Annotated in this window: 19 protein-coding genes and 1 other RNA gene; 4 read left to right on the plus strand and 16 right to left on the minus strand. The window is 46.3% G+C overall.

The features are described from left to right. Positions 1-45 precede the first annotated feature (45 nt). The 16 genes from AC0KUT_RS12730 to ffs all read right to left on the minus strand — a co-directional run bounded on the left by AC0KUT_RS12730 (position 46) and on the right by ffs (position 17,275). Positions 46-1,080 carry a porin gene (locus AC0KUT_RS12730; RefSeq protein WP_488830409.1) on the minus strand — a complete coding sequence of 345 codons (1,035 nt, stop codon included), beginning with the start codon at positions 1,078-1,080 and terminating at the stop codon, positions 46-48. 328 nt (positions 1,081-1,408) lie between these two features. Next, positions 1,409-2,155 (minus strand): HvfC family RiPP maturation protein, encoded by a 747-nt coding sequence (locus AC0KUT_RS12735; protein WP_488830410.1) that lies wholly within the window; start codon positions 2,153-2,155, stop codon positions 1,409-1,411. Continuing rightward, positions 2,152-3,006, minus strand: a complete 855-nt coding sequence (locus tag AC0KUT_RS12740) for an HvfB family MNIO-type RiPP peptide maturase (protein WP_488830411.1) — start codon at positions 3,004-3,006, stop codon at positions 2,152-2,154. Before AC0KUT_RS12740 ends, AC0KUT_RS12735 begins: the two co-directional genes overlap by 4 nt. Next, a complete protein-coding gene (locus tag AC0KUT_RS12745; protein ID WP_488830412.1) occupies positions 3,006-3,404 on the minus strand; it encodes an HvfA family oxazolone/thioamide-modified RiPP metallophore in 399 nt (132 codons plus the stop codon). The genes AC0KUT_RS12740 and AC0KUT_RS12745 overlap by 1 nt, the downstream gene beginning before the upstream one ends. Before the next feature lie 162 nt (positions 3,405-3,566). Then, positions 3,567-7,529 carry an ATP-dependent RNA helicase HrpA gene (hrpA, locus tag AC0KUT_RS12750; RefSeq protein ID WP_488830414.1) on the minus strand — a complete coding sequence of 1,321 codons (3,963 nt, stop codon included), beginning with the start codon at positions 7,527-7,529 and terminating at the stop codon, positions 3,567-3,569. Between the two features lie 137 nt (positions 7,530-7,666). Beyond that, entirely contained in the window at positions 7,667-8,134 is a 468-nt protein-coding gene (locus AC0KUT_RS12755; protein WP_488830416.1) for a Dps family protein, read from the minus strand. Between the two features lie 237 nt (positions 8,135-8,371). Continuing rightward, entirely contained in the window at positions 8,372-8,848 is a 477-nt protein-coding gene (locus tag AC0KUT_RS12760) for a GNAT family N-acetyltransferase (RefSeq protein WP_488830418.1), read from the minus strand. 2 nt (positions 8,849-8,850) lie between these two features. Next, positions 8,851-10,920, minus strand: a complete 2,070-nt coding sequence (locus AC0KUT_RS12765; RefSeq protein WP_488830420.1) for a VWA domain-containing protein — start codon at positions 10,918-10,920, stop codon at positions 8,851-8,853. A 281-nt stretch (positions 10,921-11,201) separates the two neighbouring features. Continuing rightward, positions 11,202-11,732 (minus strand): hypothetical protein, encoded by a 531-nt coding sequence (locus tag AC0KUT_RS12770; protein WP_488830421.1) that lies wholly within the window; start codon positions 11,730-11,732, stop codon positions 11,202-11,204. A gap of 141 nt (positions 11,733-11,873) precedes the next feature. Further along, positions 11,874-12,314 (minus strand): YcgN family cysteine cluster protein, encoded by a 441-nt coding sequence (locus AC0KUT_RS12775; RefSeq protein WP_488830423.1) that lies wholly within the window; start codon positions 12,312-12,314, stop codon positions 11,874-11,876. Positions 12,315-12,317: 3 nt separating this feature from the next. Further along, positions 12,318-12,614, minus strand: coding sequence for a YcgL domain-containing protein (locus AC0KUT_RS12780; protein WP_488830425.1), 297 nt, complete (start codon positions 12,612-12,614; stop codon positions 12,318-12,320). Next, complete coding sequence (rnd, locus tag AC0KUT_RS12785; RefSeq protein ID WP_488830427.1) at positions 12,611-13,780, minus strand: ribonuclease D; 1,170 nt, start codon at positions 13,778-13,780, stop codon at positions 12,611-12,613. The genes AC0KUT_RS12780 and rnd overlap by 4 nt, the downstream gene beginning before the upstream one ends. 3 nt (positions 13,781-13,783) lie before the next feature. Beyond that, positions 13,784-14,377: a recombination mediator RecR gene (recR, locus tag AC0KUT_RS12790; RefSeq protein WP_488830429.1), complete on the minus strand. Its 594-nt coding sequence runs from the start codon at positions 14,375-14,377 to the stop codon at positions 13,784-13,786. 65 nt (positions 14,378-14,442) lie between these two features. Beyond that, a complete protein-coding gene (locus tag AC0KUT_RS12795) occupies positions 14,443-14,763 on the minus strand; it encodes a YbaB/EbfC family nucleoid-associated protein (protein ID WP_488830431.1) in 321 nt (106 codons plus the stop codon). 26 nt (positions 14,764-14,789) lie between these two features. Continuing rightward, complete coding sequence (gene dnaX / locus AC0KUT_RS12800) at positions 14,790-16,979, minus strand: DNA polymerase III subunit gamma/tau (RefSeq protein WP_488830433.1); 2,190 nt, start codon at positions 16,977-16,979, stop codon at positions 14,790-14,792. Between the two features lie 200 nt (positions 16,980-17,179). Further along, an RNA gene (ffs, locus tag AC0KUT_RS12805) (signal recognition particle sRNA small type) lies at positions 17,180-17,275 on the minus strand. 274 nt (positions 17,276-17,549) lie between these two features. On the opposite strand from ffs, the gene tpx reads away from it, so the two are divergent. The 4 genes from tpx (at position 17,550) to AC0KUT_RS12825 (ending at position 21,552) form a co-directional block, all read left to right on the plus strand. Continuing rightward, positions 17,550-18,047, plus strand: a complete 498-nt coding sequence (gene tpx, locus AC0KUT_RS12810) for a thiol peroxidase (protein WP_488830434.1) — start codon at positions 17,550-17,552, stop codon at positions 18,045-18,047. A gap of 197 nt (positions 18,048-18,244) precedes the next feature. After that, positions 18,245-18,628, plus strand: a complete 384-nt coding sequence (locus AC0KUT_RS12815; RefSeq protein WP_488830436.1) for a hypothetical protein — start codon at positions 18,245-18,247, stop codon at positions 18,626-18,628. Continuing rightward, a complete protein-coding gene (locus AC0KUT_RS12820) occupies positions 18,625-21,102 on the plus strand; it encodes an EAL domain-containing protein (RefSeq protein WP_488830438.1) in 2,478 nt (825 codons plus the stop codon). Before AC0KUT_RS12815 ends, AC0KUT_RS12820 begins: the two co-directional genes overlap by 4 nt. A 147-nt stretch (positions 21,103-21,249) precedes the next feature. Beyond that, positions 21,250-21,552, plus strand: coding sequence for a hypothetical protein (locus AC0KUT_RS12825; protein ID WP_488830440.1), 303 nt, complete (start codon positions 21,250-21,252; stop codon positions 21,550-21,552).

A 21,552-nucleotide genomic window follows, 5' to 3' on the forward strand; every position in this document is an offset into this window, starting at 1 on the left:
AAGGGTGCCGAAGCACCCTTTTATGATCTTTAGATTAGCCTAAAATTAGAATTTCAGATCCAAGCCAACACCGATCCAGTTGTCATCAGCAGCTTCTACCGATGCTACATCTGCAGACTCCGCCGTATAAAAACCAAATAAAGTGGTATTTTTAGATAGCGCGTAATCAAAACCTACACTGATTTGAGTACCATCAACATCAACCTGCGCAGGTGATACACCGAGCTCATTAGTAACGGTACCGTATTGAGCTTTGAGAGCCAATTTATCAGTTGTATTCAGCTTGGCAGACACCAGCCATGCGTCTGAATCAGCATCTAAAATAACAGTATTATTTCCGAGCGCCACCTTAATTACACCACTTGATTGCTGATACAAAGCACCCAGCTGTACAGCGCCTACAGTATAACGAGCCACAATACGGGTAACATCATAACCAGATGAGGAAATTTTAGCGTCTTTATCTCGAGACTTAGCAAACGACGAAGCCGCACCAGTTCCGGTAACATCAGTCTCTGCAGCCAAAGCCAAGTACAGAGCTGGAGTGCTGTAAGCGATTGAAGCAGAAACACCATCATCACCATTTTCACCAGCTTCGGCTGCAACTACCGCAACATTGATTGCAACTGCGCCCATTAACGGAGTGGTGTATTGCACTATATTGGCCGCACGAGTTTCGCCGTCTAGCAAATAGTTAATATCACCTTCCAAATCATTAAAAAGGTCAACTTTTTCTTGGGCCGCCTTAGTGGGAGTATCAAACTTTCCACCAATAATAGTACCGGCAGAACCCTGCAAACCAATATAGATATTACGCTGTGCAAAGGTTTGTGATCCTTCATTGCCACTATCTACTGCAGTTTGATATTCGAATTGATAAATAGCTTTCAAACCTGAAGATATCTCTTCAGAGCCTTTAATGCCGATACGAGAGGCATTGCTAACTAATTCAAGTTGCGTTTGATCTGCTTCATCAGCATTCTGGAAAGACACGTTGCCTTTACCGTATACAACAACATCAGCCATTGCTGAAAGTGGGAAAAGTGAAGCCAGAGCAAGTGGAAGTAATGCTTTTTTCATGAAGTAATCCCCTAGTGGTATTTCTGTATTTGTAATTGACATAGGCGCTTTAACGTCCAGCCCCCTTGCACAACAACATTCTTTTATGACGGTTACACGACGAGTTCGTGTCCATTTTGTGTCATTTATATTTCATTAATATTACAAAGAACTAAGAAATGTTGATTGCGCGGCGATTATATATATAAAAATAATAGTAAGTGGTAGATCTAGCGCAAACATCGGAAAATTAACGTAAAAATTGCACACAAATAGGGCGAATTCAGCGCCAACTTCTTTTTTTGTGCTATTAACAGGTCACAGGTAAAGTCACTTTCTATCATTCAAACTATGGCTCAAAGTGGCTAATAATGTCTAAATCAAACAGTTCTTTGAGAATACTCAAACCTTGTTGCTGTAGTTTTATCGGTTCAGGATGCTGTAACTCGAGAGCTATTTGGTCAAAAATTGCACTAAGAGGAAGATTGTGAGGCTGCTGCAACAAAAACACTAGGCGCAGAGTGAGAGGATTGGCGCGCATAAAGGCCACTTCATCAGCGCGATTACGATAAACCAATAAAAAACTTGATTGAGGTTCATTTGGTTGAAAACGACTGGATATTTTTTCAACGGGATACTGATACTGTAACCCCACAACTAACGGCGATACACGCGCTTTTAACAGCAAAGGCGTGAGAGCATAAGTCTGCGCTGGAGGAATAATTGCCTCGGCCACATCCAATGCCAACTCAACCCACTCGTAATGAACAAGCTCCCCCATAAAGGCGTAGTCATTAGTTTTCGCTTCGCGCTCTTGGGTTACGTAATGCAAAAACTCTTGGCTGATGTGTAAAAAATAAGGGGTTTGGCATGGGTGTAATAACATAAAATCACGTATCAACTCATGCCATAAGGATTCACTATAAAGTGAACGCAGCACCGGAAAGGCCCCTGCCACAAAGCCTTCAATATTATTGAAAATCAAGTCGCGATAAATCGCTAAGCGCCGCGTTTCTACGCCTGCTGGTGCTGGAAAGTGCTCGGGAGCCCGTAAATGCTGCGCCAGCTCTCGCTGCATTTTTTGGAAAGTCTTCATAAAGAATTGGCAAATATAGATTGCTGAATAGCATTAATCTGTGCGACTTCTGTCATTAGCTCTGCGACAGGTGGAATATTGAAATCCCGCTCTAACAGTGTTGGCTTAACGCCAAACTCTTTATAGGCATACTCCAGCAATGACCAGACTGGCGATATCACTGGGGCGCCGTGAGTATCTATGCGCAAATCTTCTGCCTCTTCGAAATGACCCGCAATATGTATATAGGCAGTACGTTTACCCGGTAGACTTTTTAAGAATGCGTAAGGATCATAATTGTGGTTAATGCTATTCACATAAACATTATTAACATCTAACAAAAGCGCACAATCTGATTCTTGCACAACAGCATTTATAAACTCGCTCTCGCTCATTTCTTGTTGTGGCGCAAAATAATAAGATGAATTTTCAAACGCAATTTTTTGCCCAATAATATCTTGCGCTTGACGTATACGCGCGGCAACATATTTAACAGCCTCTTCCGTGAAGGGGATTGGCAGCAAGTCGTACAATTGTCCTTCGTCACTGCAATAACTCAAATGCTCGCTGTAATAGCGCGCATTATGGGTTTGCATAAAAGCTTTTATGTCGGTCAACAATTCAACATTAAGTGGCGCAGGGGAGCCAATAGAGAGCGATAAGCCGTGACAAACAAAGGGGAAGCGCTCGGTATAGGCACGTAATTTTTTGGCTAAACGTCCGCCGACATGAATCCAGTTTTCTGGCGCCACTTCCATAAACTGTATATCTTCTGGGGTCAGTTCATTCAGTGGCCCCAAAAGACTCCGGCGCAGGCCTAAGCCTGCGCCGGAGATCTCAGCAGTGTAGCTAGATGCCGAAGAAGTAAACATTATTCAGCTTTTTTATCTGCACCGCAGCTGTGCTCTTTATCGGCTTTTTTCATATCTGCGCCGCAGCTATGCTCTTTGTCAGATTTTTTCATGTCAGCGCCGCAGGTTTTTTCGCCGTCGGCCTTTTTCATCTCAGCGCCGCAGCTATGCTCAGCATCTGCTTTTTTATCTGCACCGCACTTAGCTTCTCCGTCAGTCTTTTTATCGGACTTTTTCATGTCAGCGCCGCATTTTGCTTCACCGCACTTGCCTTCAGCATGCTCTGCAAGGGTGTAGCCCGCTTCCATAGTCGTCGCGGTGAAAGTTGCATCTGCCGCTGAAGCCATAGGTGCCAAAGCCGCAGAAGCCAGAAATGTTGCACCAATAACCGCAGACAGAGAAGATATTTTGTTATTCATAAGATGTATCCTTTAGATTAGGTTCATTGCGTTGTGGTAAAAATGCCCTTGAAACTTAGCACATTTTAAACATGAAAAACAAAACATCCGCAGGTTTCAGCGCGCTAGTGCTTCAAGGTTACTGCTTAGATACTTGAACCCTGAATTTGTTACAAATCACTTCTACAATTCAGCATCACTCAATACCTGTTCCCATTGCTTATCCAAACGCTTGGGTGACACTGGCACAGAGGTCTTTAAAGCTTGAGCAAAAAGCGATACCCGCAACTCTTCTATCCACCAACGATATTCCAGCAGCGCTGAATTTTGCCAGAAACGATAGTCACCCTCTTTCGCCAAGTAGTCCACCAAGCGCTGCCAATGGGGAGCCACTTCGGCCAGCTGCAACCGATCCTTTTGAGGGTTGAGTATCGCCTTCTCCAAACGCTGCCCTATGGCACGCAAATACTTGGGGTACTGCTGCAGCCAAATATAGGGGGTTTGATAGACCAAACCAGGATAAAACAACTGCTGCAGCTGGGTATTAATGTCACTGATTGTAAATGCTAAAACCAAGGCATTTTTATGTTGCTTAAGATTTTTTTTGACCTCAACTAAAAGCTTCAAGCTATTGAGCAAATGATTCGCCAAGTCCTGCGCCTGTGCAATTAGGCTCTCCTTAGTCGACAACACCAACACTTCAAACGCGCTCTGCGTGCGCGGTAACTGCTGCTGATCTGGCACTCCCAATTGCATTAAAGCCGCCATGATTAGGTCATCTACCACTTGCGCGCGGGTGCCAATGCCCGCAAGGCTTAATGCCATATCTTGGCCCGTCAGCAACTCTTTCTGTAAATACTTCACACTTTGGGCATGCGCCAAAAATAACAACCGGGTAATGCCCTGTTGAGTGAAGTGCCGCGCTTGCAGCGGATTATCCAACACTTGCAGTGCCACTGATGACTGTTTATCGATCAATGCGGGATAGGCGCGAATGCTAATACCACCGCGCGGTAATTGAATGGCCTGTGGCAGCTCGGAAAAATCCCACGCAATAATATCTGTGCGCTCAATATCGCTTGCTGCAGACTGGATATTTTGCTGCACTCGCTCACGATACTTGTCACGTAGCAGATTAAGATCGCGGTCACTGGCAATAATTTTTCCTTTATCATCGACAACATGAATATTAAAACGATAATAATCGTCAACCTTTGCTTCAAGCCAAGCTTCTTTAGGAATATCTACACTGGTTTGTCGCTTTAACTGAAAGCCCAAGGCATCCGTTAAAGGCTTATTATCAGGCGCCAAGCTTGCTAGCAATTTATCGACTACATCCGGTACCGGTACGAAATGTTTGCGCAAATTTTTTGGCAAAGATTTAATCAAACCAATGCATTTATCGCGCAGCATGCCCGGCACTAACCATTCCAAGCGCGCCTCAGGTACTTGATGTAAAAGACTAACCGGCACATGAATACTCACACCATCAAAAGCATGATTTGGCTCAAAATGATAACTCAAGGGAAACTGCATGCCCCGCCACTCTAACTCGCTTGGGAACTGAGCTTGAGTAATATCCCCCGCACCGTGGCGCATAAGTATTTCGCGCGTAAGGTACAGCAGTTGCGGATTGCCCTGCTCCGCTTTTTTTCGCCAAGACTCAAAGCCCGCCAAATTTACAACATGGCTAGGGATTCGCTCTTGATAAAAATCAAAAACCACCTGCTCATCCACAACTATGTCGCGGCGGCGCGCTTTGGATTCAAGATCCTCCAGCTCAGCTAAAAGTTTTTTCTGGTGACCGAAGAAATCATGTTCCGCGATATTTTTAGGCAGGTGCCTACGCTTAGGATGCAACTCATATTGCCCCTCGACCAAAGCAGCGCGAATAAATACTTCGCGACATTGCGCTGGATCAATTTGACTATAGCTGACGGACTTCTTCTCAATAATAACCAAACCATACAGCGTAATTTTTTCAAAAACCATCACCTGCCCACTGCGGCTATCGTAGTGAGGTTCAAAGTGTTGGCGCTTTACTAAATGCTGCGCCGTTTCAATGACCCATTCAGGTTCAATTTTTGCAACTGTGTGCGCAAATAGTTTTGATGTCTCTAACAGTTCAGCGGCCATCATCCACTTTGGTGTTTTTTTACTTAGGCTGGAACCCGGAAAAATCGCAAACTTACGATTACGCGCGCCGAGATACTCTCTCTCCTCATGATTAAAACCCAAGTTACCCAAAAGACCATGCAACAAAGATCGATGCACAGCCTCGTAGTTTGCAGGCTCACTGTTAGCTTTAAAGCCTAAGTCTTTTGCTGCAACACAAAGTTGATGATGCACATCGCGCCATTCACGCAAGCGCAAATAGGATAGAAATTCCTTTTTACAAAGTTTGCGCAATTGATTTTGAGTTAGTGCTTGTCGCTGGGTTTCAAAGTGATCCCACAGGGCGACATAACCGAGAAAGTCAGAGTGATCCACCCAAAAACGGCGATGAGATTGATCGGCGGCTTGTTGCTTATCGGCAGGCCGTTCCCGCGGGTCCTGTACTGAAAGTGCACTTGCAATAATCAACAACTCGCGAATACAAGATTGCGCTTGAGCAGCGAGTAGCATGCGCGCTAAGCGCGGATCAAGCGGCAACTTGCTTAGGGTCACCCCAATAGGCGTGAGCTGATTCTGGCTATTTACCGCCTGCAGCTCTTCAAGCAATTTAAAGCCATCGCTAATTAAGCGGTGATCAGGTGCGTCAATAAAAGGAAATTTGTGAATATCCCCCATGCGCATATGAAGCATCTGCAAAATAACGGCCGCAAGATTTGTACGCAAAATTTCCGCATCGGTAAACTCAGGGCGCCCGTTAAAATCCTCTTCGCTATAAAGGCGAATACAGATACCTTCTGCGACACGCCCACAGCGCCCCTTGCGTTGATTGGCGCTGGCCTGCGCAATAGGCTCTATGGGTAAGCGCTGAATTTTAGTGCGGTAAGAATAGCGACTAATGCGCGCAAAACCTGGATCGATAACATAGCGAATACCAGGAACGGTAATAGATGTCTCTGCAACATTGGTAGCAAGAACAATACGCCGCCCTGTGTGTGGCTGAAACACTTTTTGTTGTTCCGCCAAGCTCAAGCGTGCATAAAATGGCACCACTTCCATATGCGGAAACTGAGCTTTACGCAACGCTTCAGCTGTTTCGCGAATTTCTCGCTCACCACTTAAAAAAACTAAAATGTCGCCACCACGGCTGCCACGATTAGATTTTTCATGCAATTCAATTTCATGTACAGCTTCAACTATTGCCGCGTACTGATCTGGCTCCTGCTCAGCATCATCTCCGCTACGCTGTTCAAATAAAGGTCTATACCAAACATCAACGGGGAATGTTCGGCCGGACACTTCAATAATAGGAGCGTTATTAAAATGCGCAGAAAAGCGCTCTAAATCTATAGTGGCAGAGGTGATAATCAGTTTTAAATCAGGGCGGCGGGGCAATAATTGCTTGAGATATCCCAGTAAGAAATCGATATTTAAACTGCGCTCATGGGCCTCATCAATAATCAGCGTATCGTATTTATTTAAGTAGGGATCATGTTGAATTTCAGCCAACAAAATGCCATCGGTCATCACTTTAATCAGGGTGTTTTCATTGGACTGGTCACTAAAGCGAACTTGATACCCCACCTTCTCACCCAAGGTGGTGTGCAACTCTTCCGCAATACGGGTTGCGACTGTATTAGCGGCAATACGACGCGGCTGTGTATGGCCAATTAAACCTTTAACGCCGCGCCCAATCGTTAAACAAATTTTAGGGATCTGTGTGGTTTTACCCGAGCCTGTTTCACCGGCCAAGATCACAACTTGATTAGCCGCAATAATCTGTGCAATTTCGTCGCGTTTTTCACAGACCGGTAAATTAGGAAATTCAATCTCAACAGGTATCAGCCCCTGACGCCGCTCTAGATTGGCTTGCGAGCGGGATTGTTGCTGCAACCATTTATCCAAAGCTTCTTCACTTAGCTTATCAGCACGCGCTAATTTCTCGAATTCTTGCAAGCGGCGCGCAAGACGGTGACGATCTTGCCCCATCACCGCATCTAGCATTTGTTTGTATTTTGACCAATCAACTTGCATAACTTATCACCCTTCAAATCTAGAGGGCATAATAACAAAAAGCCCAGCAGGGCTGGGCTTTTGATCGTTATTAACGATGAACAGACTTATTTTAAAGGCTGCTGCAGTGATGATCTAACGAAAGAATTTAAATAAGCCTACTCTAAGAGGCTGCGCAACATCCAAGCAGTTTTCTCATGCAGCTGAATACGCTGAGTTAATAGATCTGCAGTTGCTTCATCATTTGCAGCTTCGGCTGTTGCATAAAGCGAGCGAGCTGTGCGCACAACAGCTTCTTGCCCCTCCACAAGCAGACGAATCATTTCCTGCGCCTTAGGAATACCTTGCTCTTCTTTTATACTGCTTAATTCTGCGTATTGTTTGTAAGTGCCAGGAGCGGGAAATCCGAGTGAACGAATACGCTCAGCAATCAAATCTACCGCCAACGCCAATTCAGTGTATTGGGTTTCAAACATCAAATGCAGTGTTTGAAACATAGGACCAGTCACATTCCAATGAAAGTTATGCGTTTTTAAATAGAGCGTGTAAGTGTCTGCCAATACGCGCGACAACCCCAGCGCTATATCTTCGCGGTGAGCTTGTGATATGCCTATATCGATATTCATAATGGCTCCTTTCTAGATGTTGTGAATGTATTAATTGCTCAATCTAACGACTCAATGGTATATAAAAACAGAGGGCTATACTATTTGGCATTGACTATAGCCTAGATTGTATCAGCTCATAACGAGCCTACTTATTACAAATCCAGCCATTACAAATCCAGCTCATTATTAACTCCCCCAACTAATCAAAAGCCACGCAAATCCGCAAGTATTTCAAAGACTCAAACCTGTAAACCATCAAATACTAACCACATCAGAACCATGCCCCATTAAACGCCAACCGCGACTGCGCAATTCATAGCGTTGCGCCAAATCAGTAATTGCGGGTGGTGAATCCTGCGTGCGTAAATTAATAAATCCAAGCCGCCGATAAAACGCTTCCACCTCCGGCAATGCAAAACAATAACAATTTTTATCGCCCATGTGGATAAGTGCTTGCTGCATAAATTTATGCCCTATACCTTTTTCACGCCAGATTTTAGCGACCAATAAATTACGTAGCCAATAATCGCCATTTTCTAGGGGAAGTAAACGCGCAGCAGCTAGAATTTCCTGTTGGCGTGTTTGCAGGCTTAGTATGAGTTCCTGCCGGCCGCATTTAATGTTGTAGCCTTGCGCCTGATAAAACTTTGCAATCAAAGGGAAGCGCAGTAACTCTACAGCGTGAAAATCGATAATGTCAGGTGCCAATTCAAGTGGGAAGAAACTTTGCATTATTATGGTTTTTCTTGGTCTGTGTCCTCGATATTATCTATCGGAAATAAATCATCCGCCATCATTTGATCCACGCCCTCCGCATCAGAATCATCCAGAAGATTTTCTGTCGGCTCCGTTATTGGCTTTTCTGCAATATCTTCGTCGCCACTGACATTTATCACCGTTTTAGCTGTACCGTTTTTAGGGGTCTCAGCGCTCTTTTTCACCTTACTAATATCGGTATTTAAGGTTTCCTCAATAGCGGCCAACTCACTTTTTCCCTTACTCCCCGCGATCATGCGATACACAAAAAAAGCCATCACTAAAAGCAGGAGATTCCCCATGCCTATACCGATATAAAGCCATATATTACTCTCTGAGTCTTTATCCGCGCCCGACTCATCTGCATCATGATCTTGGTTTTCATCTGTTGGGACTGCCTCTTTGGTAGCTTCTTCATGCTTTTCCACAACGGGAGCAGGCTCAGGATGAGCAGCCGCCTGTGCGGCAAGAACACTTGCCTCGTCGGGATAGTAGAAATCGTCCGCAACAATAGTCTCGCTCAGCGCAGTGCCATCCAACTCTTTGCCTTCCACCACCAACTCGATGGTATATTTTGCAGCTTGCACCGGTGTAAATGAAAACTCCCAGTGCTCTTTGCCTATGGCATTTAATGCTTTTGCCATATTATTATCGAGTGAATTACTGATTTTGGCAGTGACTTGTGTCGCCATTACATCGACTGCCGTTATATCGGCCAAAAGTTGATAGGCATAGGTGCGTTTACCTTGATTTTCCTGCTGGCTTTTTTTCAAACTGAAGAGTGAATCAGATACGACAAGATGATGGCTAAATTCACGTTTGAAGGTTTTACCATCCACAATCATTTTGACATCGTAATTGCCCGGCAATGTAAAGCCACTGACACTTGCGTGAAAAATGCCGTCGGCAGGTATAGCAGAAGGATTGAGACTGTATTCTGCTATTTCTTGACTATCCATTTTTGCAACTACTGCATCAGCGGAGAGCAGCTGTAAAAATTCTTGCTTAACAACCACCTGATCACTTTCACTGAATGAGTAAACCAATGCTAAAGATTCATTGGGTTTTAAATTATTGTGCGGCGGATTCACAATCAACTGCAGATTGCTGACCACTGTAACGCGACTATTGGGCGCCATTTTGGTTTTTACATGCCACTGCCCTGCCTGCGGCTGTTGCACCGTTACTAGGTCATAGGTATCCGTTCTATACCAGTTCACATTATGCTCAGGATCGGTTGCACTGAACTCACGCCCATCCGGTGCCACTATGACAGTGGCGGGCACCTCTGTTTGCCGAAAGATTAAAGCAGTGAACTCTTGAATACTGGCATCAACTAAAAACCCATTTTCATCAAATGGTACGCGCTCTGCAGGGACGGCCTGATCAAATATACGCAAAAAAGTACTCATAAGTTCATCGGCCGTCTGCGCGACGGCAAACATACCGTCCGTTGAGGTCGATAATTTTTTCATCAACTCCTGATCGGCATCTTGCGATAAAGCAATGGTATGTATGACATAACCCGCAGCCTTAAGTTTGGGTAATAACTCCGTCAGTATGCGCTTGCGTTCATTGAGGTTAACCACCGCCGCATTATTCACATCAACCACACCATCGGTTAGCAAAATAATATTGCGGCGATAATTTTCTGAAGGTACTGCAAAATCTTCAGTGGCCTTTTCAAGTGCTGCACCTATATTGGTATGAAGTGCTATGGAGTTGATACTTTTGGCTTGAGTTGCTGCTTGTTTGCGCCAGGCATCATCCACCACGCGGTGAGGTACCAACATATTGACGGATTGCCCAAAGGTCCAAATACCCGCCTTACTGTTGTCTGGCATAAGTCGCACAATTAAATCGACCGCGGGTTTACGTAAGTTGCGAGGGTCGGTTTTTTTCATACTGCCAGAAATATCAATGATGACGCGTACATCAGAGGCTAAACGTGCAGGCGCTGTAGTGACAGCGAAGGTCACGCTGCTCAACAGACAACTGACAATAAAAGCGCAGATAAAAACAACATTGAATTTTATTAGATGGCGCATCGCAAACCCTGTTAACGGAGAAAAGGGAAATATTTGTAACCGTCACCCAAATAGAGGTTTAGCTGTAATTTGGATGTTTTTGAAGTGTATATAGCTATTATTTATAGCAGTTAATGACCAAACTGCCATTTTATGGGAAAGATGCGTTAGAGCATAAAAAAACAGCCCGCTGTTTTAGCGAGCTGTAGTTGAAAGAAATGAAGGCCTATCTTGTAATCAAAAGAAACTTAAAACAAAAACCACCTTTGCTACATCAATTAATAAGGTTAGACCTGTGAAACTCAACGAATTGCGCGCATAGGCTCCTCGCCTGCAAGCAATTCAGCGCGTGCCTGGCGCTCATCTCGCGAAAGCCCACGCACACTATCGAATGGAGGCTCATCGTCCCGATAGCGATTACCACGTTGTTTAGAGGTGTTGTGCTGAGTCCGGCGTGACGCAACCTCTTCTTGGCGGTCATATTCTTCCGCGCTGGCTGCAGACTGATGCCGAACTCGCGTCAACAGCTGATAAATGAATGAAAGAACTAAAAGTACGACCCAAAGACCAAGCATCAATTTAATAACAGGTTTTATTGACTCAAAGCCTTCCGTCATAAATCCAAACACCAACGCAAAAATAGCGGGTGCCATGGTCATAGTCTCCGCATCTACCGCGTAGGGCGTGAACAGCAATACCATCACCGTAATCACAAAAAAATGTGCCCAGGCGCGACCCGCGCGGCGAAACAACAGCCAAGCAGCCAAGCAGCAACCCAAAGCCCCTATGGCGTAGATCATCCAGGCATACTGGTATTCCGTCATATTTTCCATTGCTTAGCGCCTATTAACCCCTGCGTAATTACGCAAATATGTAACCTTTAAATCAACGTCGACTAATGAGCCAACCACTTAAACTCAACGCGCTATCACCTAAACACAACGCACCGTCAACAAAACCCAATGCACTATCATTTAAACCCAACGCACTATGTAATCTTCCATATCTTCGAGCTTTACCGCATCTTCAGCCACAACCTGCCCGGCAACAGACATACCTGCGGTGTGTGTACTGTTTGGATCGCCCGAAATTAAGGGGTGCCAATCAAATAGCGGCAGGCCTTCAGCCACCAAGCGATAGGCGCAGGTTTCAGGCAACCAATAGGTGTCTTTCACCGATTCGGGCGTAAGCACAACGCACTCTGGAACCAACGCCTGACGCTGATTATATTCCTGACAGCGGCAGGTGTCGTGATCCAAATAACGACAGGCGACTTTGGTGTAGTAAACATCACCGGTGTCTTCATCTTCTAACTTATGCAGGCAGCACTTACCACAGCCATCACAGAGTGATTCAAACTCAGCAGGTGTCATTTGCGAAAGTTTCTTCGCCGCCCAAAAAACCTGTTGTGCCATTGTTTAGTTACCAGACATTTTAGAATTGAGTGCTCTGATGCGCTCGGCATCTGGGTCTTGATCAGTACGCGGGGGCATTTGCAGGTAATAGCCTTGGGTTTCCAAGCACTCTGCCACTTTCTCCACACTTGCATGCGCCAACTTTTTGCCGGGCGTTAAGAGCAGCACCATAGCCTGCTGGGGGCGTCCAAAGAGTGCGAGTAATGTTTCTGGCACTCGGGTTAAGCCTTCGGATTTATTAACATAAAGATACATCCCTTCTTCCTTGGGGCTGCGGTAAATTTCGCAGATAATTTTCATGAGAGATTCTCTGTTGTATTGACAGTTTCCGGACCATTAAACGTTTGCGCCAGATGCAACAAGCCGTTGCCAATAATGTTAAAGCGCCAACCTTGCAAACGCTCAGGCAAACTATAACTGCCGCCATTCATGCCCGAACGCACGAGACCTTCGTATTCTTTTTTGCGAATCAATATTTCTGCTGGCATTTCAAGCTGCTCCGCCTGTTCGCGCACATAGGCTTTCAGGGCTTTCATGATTGGCCCTTCACTTGGTGCTAAGGGTGCATCAAGCCGCACGGGCCAACTTGTTTCTGCACTGCTGGCTGCCTGCTGAATAATATCGAGCAACTCATCCGCATCATTTTTTAAGGTGCGCGAAGGAATATCATCAATGCGCTGTAAATGTGCGACATCTGTTGGCCGCTTGCGCGCCATCTCCCATAGCGAAGGCTCTTTTATCAGGCGATTGCGCGGTATGTCGCGCGCGCGCGCTTCTATTTCGCGCCAAATACACAGCTGCTGCAAAATGGCTAATTCTTGCGGACGCAATTTCCACCCAAAACCGACTTTCTCATAAGCTTGGCTAAAGTCATCCGCTCGGCGAGCATTCGCCACCAAATCAGCGCAATCAGTTTTAACCCACGCCAAGCGCTCGCTGGTTTTTAATATTTGCAGGAGTTTGCCGTAAATAATTAACATGTGAGCTACATCGAGCGCCGCATATTTTAATTGTGCCTGAGACAAAGGCCGCTGCAACCAATCTGAACGCGTTTCATCCTTCGGAATTTCTATCCCTAAGACCGCATTCACTAAACCCGAGTAGCCCAAACTAAAACCGTATCCGGCAAAAGCCGCTGCAATTTGCGTATCAAATAAAGGCGATGGTACAACGTCTAACCAGCGCTGAAACACCTCTAAATCCTCTGAGCAGGAATGCAACACCTTGGTGACATTTTCGTCCAGCATTAGGTCGCGCAGTGGGGCGAGATATTGAATCGCTAAGGGATCAATCAAATAGCAGCCCTTGCCATCGCCAATTTGCAGCAACCCAGGAATAGGGTAAAAGGTATCGCTGCGCATAAATTCGGTATCAATTGCGATAGCTGCCTGCTGCTGCCATTGCGCGCAAAGCGCCGCTAATTGATCATCGCTATCAATCCAAAGTGGTTCTGTGGGAATCAACATAAATTAAAAACTTCTTCTGCTGGAGAAAGCGTGAGCTAGTGTACCGCCATCAATGAATTCAAGCTCTCCGCCAAGGGGCACGCCATGCGCAATACGCGATACAGTGACATTGAGGTGCTTGGCGCGCTCGCTAATATAATAGGCCGTTGCTTCGCCTTCCACGGTGGGATTCGTGGCTAAAATGACTTCGGTAATAGGCTCTTGTTGCAACAACTGAATGAGCTGATCTATGCCGATATCTTCTGGGCCTATGCCATCTATAGGCGACAAATGCCCTTGCAATACGAAGTATTTGCCCTGATAGGTGCCTGAGGACTCTATAGCTAATACATCTGCAGGTGTTTCTACCACGCAGAGCAGCGTATTATCGCGGCGCTGATTTTTACAGATACCACACAGCTCCTGCTCAGTTAAGGTACGACAGCGCGTGCAGCGCCCTACGCCTTCACAGGCCTTGTGCAAAGCCTGCGCCAAGCGCTCTGCACCGATGCGATCGCGCTCCAATAAATGTAGCACCATACGCTGGGCAGATTTAGGCCCCACACCGGGCAGGCAGCGCAGGGATGACATAAGCTCGTCGATCAAGGGGCTAAACATAACGCACAACACTCATAAACAGAAAGCCAGCAAACAGAAAATATCTACTGAAAACAAACGAAATTTTAAAACGGCATTTTAAAATCAGGTGGTATTCCCATACCTGCGGTCATCTTGCCCATTTGTTCGCGGCTTTGACTCTCCACTTTGCGCACGGCGTCGTTGACCGCAGCGGCCAACAAATCCTCAAGCATTTCTTTGTCTTCAGTCATCAAGCTCGCATCTATATTCACGCGCTTTACATCGTGGCGGCCATTCATAACCACACTGACCAAACCTGCACCCGCAGCGCCGGTTACTTCTTGCTTCGCCAAGTCTGCTTGCATTTTTTGCATATTGGCTTGCATTTCTTGAGCTTGCTTCATTAAATCGCCAAGGCCTTGCATAATTTCCTCACAAATTGAGCAGTGTATTAATTAATCGGTTGAATCGTATCTTCGCGCAACGTCGCGCCAAACTGGGCCATTAACTGCTGCACTATAGGGTCGTGTTTAATCGCCTGCTCTGCGTCTTTTTGCCGTTCTTCTTTTAGACGAACCGCCATTTTTGCAGGTGTTTCTGCGCTAACCACGCCCACTTGAATTTTTACGCTTACTCGCTCGACGAAATAATCAGTGAGCAAGGCCTCTAAGCGCTGCTGATGGCTCACATCGTAAAGGGTGCTGTTGGTGTCATCCAATACAAACTGAAATTCATTGCCTTGACGCCCGATCATCTGGCAGTTAGCGATAGTACTTTGCAAAATACCGGTAACACCCAAGCCGAGATAGATTTCCAACCAATCTTGTGGCGCTGCCTCCTCATAAAGCACTTTGCGCAAGGATTTTTTGCTAGGCACATTATTGATAGGCGCGTTATTGATAGGCACGCTGAGTGCTTCAGCCATTATGGGCTGCAGCCTCTCTAACTGCTCCGCTTCTGCCACCGCTATCGGCGGCTGAGCCGCCTCAGACTTTTTTGGCTCAAGATCTCCTGCAGTATTGAGTGTTTGAGGCTCAGCGGCCGTCGGCGCTTGGTAATAAGCCGACGCCGGTGTGTAATCATCCTCATATTCTCCATCAGGAACTTCTTCATAATCAGCCGCATAACTCGGCGCTTCATTATAAGTCGCAGCCTCGCCATGGCTCGGCGCATTATCATAGGGGCCATCAAACGGTGGCTTTTCGATCGCCGATTGCGGCGCGGCAGGCTGCATCGAAACTATAGACTGTGGACTTGGCACAGGCACGATTGGGGCAACTGTTGGAGCTGAAGGTGTCGCTGTTGCAAGTTCTTGCGCAGAGGGCAAAGTAGCCGCCGGTGCAGCCGGTGGCTCAACAGGTACTTGAGATGAAGCAGATTCTTGAGGTGAAACTAATGTACTCGAAGTGGGCACAGTAGCTACCACTGGGCTGTTTGCAGATGGGCTAGGCTCACTCGGCGCTGGACTAGCTTGCGATGCAATTTGTGGCGCGCTTACTGGCGCAACCTTTGGGCCCGTCGGCTGAGGTAAAGACTGATTGGGCACGTCAATCACACCCTGCGGTTTAAAGGCAAGCATCCGCAATAAGACCATTTCAAAGCCAGCACGCGGGTCCGGCGCCAAGGGTAAATCACGTCGCCCTAACAACGCTGTTTGATAAAACAATTGCACATCTTCAGAGGGGATTTGTTGTGCTAACTGCATAATCCGCTCGCGATCACCGTGGCTATTATCCACGGCTTCTGGCAGAGCTTGCGCAATAGCGATGCGATGTAACATGGACAACATTTCACCCAGTGCACTCGCATAGTCCGGTGCCTGCTCAGACATACGCTCTACCGCCGCCAATAACTCGCGGCCATCGAGCGACGCCAAGGCTGTGACTATGTCATACACCGCTGCCTGATCTATGGTGCCAAGCATAGTGCTAACTTCAGCTTCGGTGATTTTGCCTGAACCATAAGCAATGGCTTGATCTGTGAGGCTCATAGCATCGCGCATACTGCCGTCGGCGGCGCGCCCCAAATGCCAAAGCGCACGCTCCTCGAAGGGAACCAGCTCTTTTTCCAACACAAATTGTAAGTGCTTAACGATGCGCTCAGGGTTCATGTTTTTGAGATTGAACTGCAAACAGCGCGACAAAATTGTCATGGGCAATTTTTGTGGGTCGGTAGTCGCCAACAAAAATTTAACGTGCGGGGGCGGCTCCTCTAAGGTTTTCAACAGCGCATTAAAACTGCTGTTGGAGAGCATATGCACTTCATCGATGAGATAGACCTTGTAGCGTCCACGAGTCGGAGCGTACTGCACATTTTCAAGCAGGTCGCGAGTATCTTCAACCTTGGTACGCGAGGCCGCATCCACCTCAATGAGATCCACAAAGCGCCCTTCGGCAATTTCACGACAGGAAGCACACTGACCACAGGGCTCGGAGCTAACACCCGTTTCGCAGTTCAAACATTTGGCAAGAATACGTGCAATAGTGGTCTTACCCACACCGCGGGTGCCGGTAAATAGATAGGCGTGATGGAGACGATTATGATCGAGCGCATTGATTAGGGCTTGGAGCACATGCTCCTGACCCACCATTTCACGGAATACTCGCGGGCGCCACTTGCGCGCCAAGACTTGATAACTCATGCCAATCGCTACTCGTCAATTTATTTAAGAGGGGCGATTATAGCCGCCAAGACAACAATAGACACTAAAAAGCACAAGAAGAGCCCTATGGCCGCAGTAGCGCCTAGGCAAAAACCACAAAATCGAATGACGCCTCAAGAGCGAGGGGCGATGAGATCAAGCTAAGAAAATACAGGGGGAGGGGCAAATTAAGGTGGCAATCTAATCAGCCACACCCCGGCACATAACTAACTGCTACCGTTGCTCCCTTCCGGGCCTGGCGGAGTTCACAGGTCATTATTGCGAGGGGACCGATTAGATCACCATTGCAGCTTGCGAGAAAATGTAGCTAGCTTCGCAAGAGGCGCGCATTATCAACACTTTGAGGGCTCATTGCAAGACGCAACTGCATTCATTTTGATTCAGCTAACAACTCGACATTCACCTAAAACAAAAAGATTTAGAAGATATTTCACCTTTGGCGCGCCTTGCAATTTCTTTTTTTGCCTCCATCAACTAGGCTAGCTGCACGCTTTAACTAATGCGCGCCCCATACCTACAATCTCTCATACCATAAATAGGAGTATTACCATGGCAACAGTGACCCTCAAAGGAAACCCATTTAACACTAACGGCAATCTGCCCACCGTTGGCGCTGCAGCTCCTGCTTTCAGTTTGGTAAAAACTGACTTATCTGAAGTGGCAACGAGTGATTTAGCAGGAAAACGTATTGTGTTAAATATTTTTCCGAGCGTAGACACGCCAACGTGCGCGCAATCTGTGCGTACATTTAACGCGCAAGCAAGTGCACTCGACAACACCGTCGTTGTCTGCGCCTCACAGGACTTGCCTTTTGCTCTAGCACGCTTTTGCGGTGCAGAAGGCTTAGACAAGGTTATCCCTGCCTCAGCGTTTCGCTCCAGCTTCGCCAGCGACTTTGGTGTAAAACTAATTGACGGCCCCCTTACCGGCCTGACCGCACGTGCAGTCGTGGTATTGGATACTGACGGCAAGGTGTTACATACCGAGCTTGTGAGCGAAGTTGCTAATGAGCCTGATTATGATGCAGCGCTAAAATCATTAGCATAAGCTGCTGTTTGGCCCACAAACCTAACATCTAAATCCCAAAAAATGCCAGAGCCAACTACTCTGGCATTTTTTTCGCCGCACTTTCAGGAATATTATTGGCACTTAGGAAGAATTACCTATACTGATACCACCGAGTTAATTCGGAAAGTAATTTTTGGCTCCAGCCCCAAAGCCACATCTGGGCAAGGAGACCATATATGACAACGCTTGGACTAAACAACCAGCTAAGGATGTCGCAGGAAATGAAGCTTACCCCCGACAGCGTCAACTCAATCTATTACCGAGAACTCTTGGATGCCACATCCGTGGGTACTATTTACGAATCCCCCTCAGAAATTGCCCCGAGCCAAGCCTGCACAAAAACAGAAGAACAGCAATTCACGCTCAACGTCGTCACACCCACAGCATTAAGCATTAATCGCACCGGTCACCCCAGAAACTGCAGTGAAGCCACTTCAAAGACCCTCACTAATCCTATGGTGCACCTCATCCATGAATTACTGCCCTGCTTTCAACACCTACGTGCTTATTCGAAAGCGATCTTATTACCATTGGGCGGCCAGGATGCAAAGCCAATATGAACCTATCCAATACCAATAAAACCCTCAAAATTCTCCTTGTCGAAGATGATGAGGTAGATCGCGAACACATATCCAGAACGCTAATAAAATCTTTAATCCCCTTAAAAATAGTGGAATCTGACTCATCAATAGGTGCGCAGAAACTGCTACAAAATATTGAATTTGACTGCGCAATTATCGACTACCAATTACCCGACACCCAAGGCTCGGAGTTAATTGATGCTATTCAGCAGCATCGAAAACTGCCCACGCCCATCATCATGGTTAGCGGCAACAGTAGCGAGCGCATCATTGCAGACGTTATGCGCGACGGCGTATTTGACTACCTCCCTAAACGCGATCTCGGTGTGGCCGAATTAAAAAATGCCATTCTCGCAGGCCTAATTTGGGCAGAAGAAGAATATAAAAACCAAGTCAGCCGCACTCGCTTTTACCAACTAGCAGAAGGTTTACCGCAATTTATCTGGACCTGCCTGCCCAGCGGCGAATGCGATTTCATTAATCGCCGCTGGTGTGAATACACGGGGCTATCGCGAGAATCCCAGCTAGGTTACGGCTGGGCAGAACAGATCCACCCCGAGGATAGACCCAAGGTTATTCCAGAATGGCAATCAGCAGTAACCACTGGCAATGAATTAACAACCAAGTTCCGTGTTCGTCGCGCGGATGGAGAATACCGCTGGTTCGATACCCGCGCCACACCTCAGCGCAACGATAAGGGCGACATCATTCGCTGGTTGGGCAGTAACACCGACATCACCGATATAGAATTAACCCGTCAAGCACTCACCGAAAGCGAACAACACTTTCACGCCATATTTGATTACGCCCCTCTCGGGATGGCAATTGTTAACATCCAGGGTGACATTTTAGAATTCAATCCCGCGCTACAAAAACTACTAGGGTATGAAGCTAGTGCGGCAGCTCAGCTTAATATTTTCAATATTAGCCACAACCAGACCCGTGCGGGAGAACAGGAACAACTCATAAAATTAAAAGACACCAAGGTAGATTTTGTTCAATATGAAACCTGCTACATTCACCGAAACAAACAAGAAATACCCGCGCTAGCCAGCGTCGCCATCATCAATCGTCACGGCAATGAACCACGATTTTTATTTCAAATTTCAGACTTATCTGAGCGTAAACACTACGAAAACAAGCTTATTCAACTAGCACATTTTGACCCACTGACAGGCTTGAAAAATCGCACCAAATTAAATGAGGATATAGATTATCTCATTCAAAAATCCAACCGCGGATCTGCACCTTTTGCCCTACTCTTTGCTGACTTAGACAACTTCAAAAAAATCAATGACAGCCTCGGCCATGAAGCCGGCGACCTCCTGCTAAAAACAGTAGCACGACGCCTAGAGCGAACCCTTCGCCGCGAAGATAGCGTAGCGCGTATTGGTGGTGATGAATTTATTATTTTGCTGCACGATGTTAAAAAATACGAAGCAGTAGCAACAGTTGCAGAGAAACTAATACAGCGCATCAGCCGCCCCATACGCATCAATCAACACAAAGTTCATGTAGGCATTAGCTTCGGTATAGCGCTCTACCCAACCGATGGCGATGACTCACAAACATTACTGCGCAATGCTGACAGTGCGCTCTATGATGCAAAAGCCAAAGGCCGAGGCAACTATCAGCTCTACCGCAAAGAGCTCACCGAATATGTTCACAGTCGCCTTTTGCTAGAAACCGACTTACGGAAAGCCATCAATTCAGCAGAATTTGAACTTTACTACCAACCCATTGTGGACCTTAACAACCACTCCATTATGTCCGTTGAGGCACTTATTCGCTGGCACCACCCCACGCGCGGCTGCTTAGTCCCTGACGACTTTATTCCCTACGCACGAGAAAATGGTTTTATGGAGCAGCTAGGTGAATGGGTAATAAATGAAGCGGCATCTCAAGCTGCAGAATGGCAGCGTTTGGGCACTCCACTTACCATTTCCATCAACATCAATATAAAGCAGTTCCACGATGGAAATTTAGTAAATTTCTTCACTCAAATACTGACTAAGCACTCATTAAATCCTCAGTATCTAATACTTGAAATTACTGAACAACTATTACAAGAACGCACACAAGACCACCTAACACAACTCAAAAAGCTTAAGGCCCTAGGTTTCCAAATAGCAATGGATGAAGTGGGGCTCGGCTACGCATCGTTAAACTTTATTGCTCGCATTGCACCTGAATACTTAAAAATTGATCGCAGCTTGATCCATAAAATCAATGAGAGTAATGAGCACAATACATTGATCGCGACACTTATAAAGCTTAATAAAATAATGCCTCTGCGTATAGTAGGTGTAGGTGTTGAGGACAATACGCAATTGGCATTTCTGCAGGAGCAGCAATGCGACCTTATTCAAGGAAATTTATTTTCACCACCATTACCAGCAGCTCAAGCTCAAGAACATGTGAAAAATTTCAAAATTTCTTCCCTCAACAAATAAAGCCCCAATATTTAACAAAAGAGTATTGCTTAATTACAATACTTGCTTCACGCCCTCCAAATTTTTTAAACAATACGCCAGTGCTAGTTTTAAAGAATCCTGCACATAGGCAATGTCAATTACTCTTCACGCAAGGCGGCATAGAGTTTGGGCCACACTCCCTTTTCGCCGGCAGAGCGAAGCGTTAAAAGCGCCTGCTGCGCATTCTCAGTCAATACCCAATTAGGTAGTGCACAAATAATCGCTTATGAGGAATTACTTGCGGCTTTAGCGCAAACCGGCGCTAGCTGGGTACAAATCGACGATCCCATACTCGTTCTCGACTTACCCGCAAAATGGCAACACGCTTTTCGAGCTGTGTATCACCGCTTACAGCGCAGCTCATTAAAGATTTTATTGGCGAGTTACTTTGGCGCTCTAGGTGAAAACCTTTCTCGCCTATTTATCTAA

The sequence above is a fragment of the Cellvibrio sp. 25HG11W-0 genome, assembly GCF_057815475.1.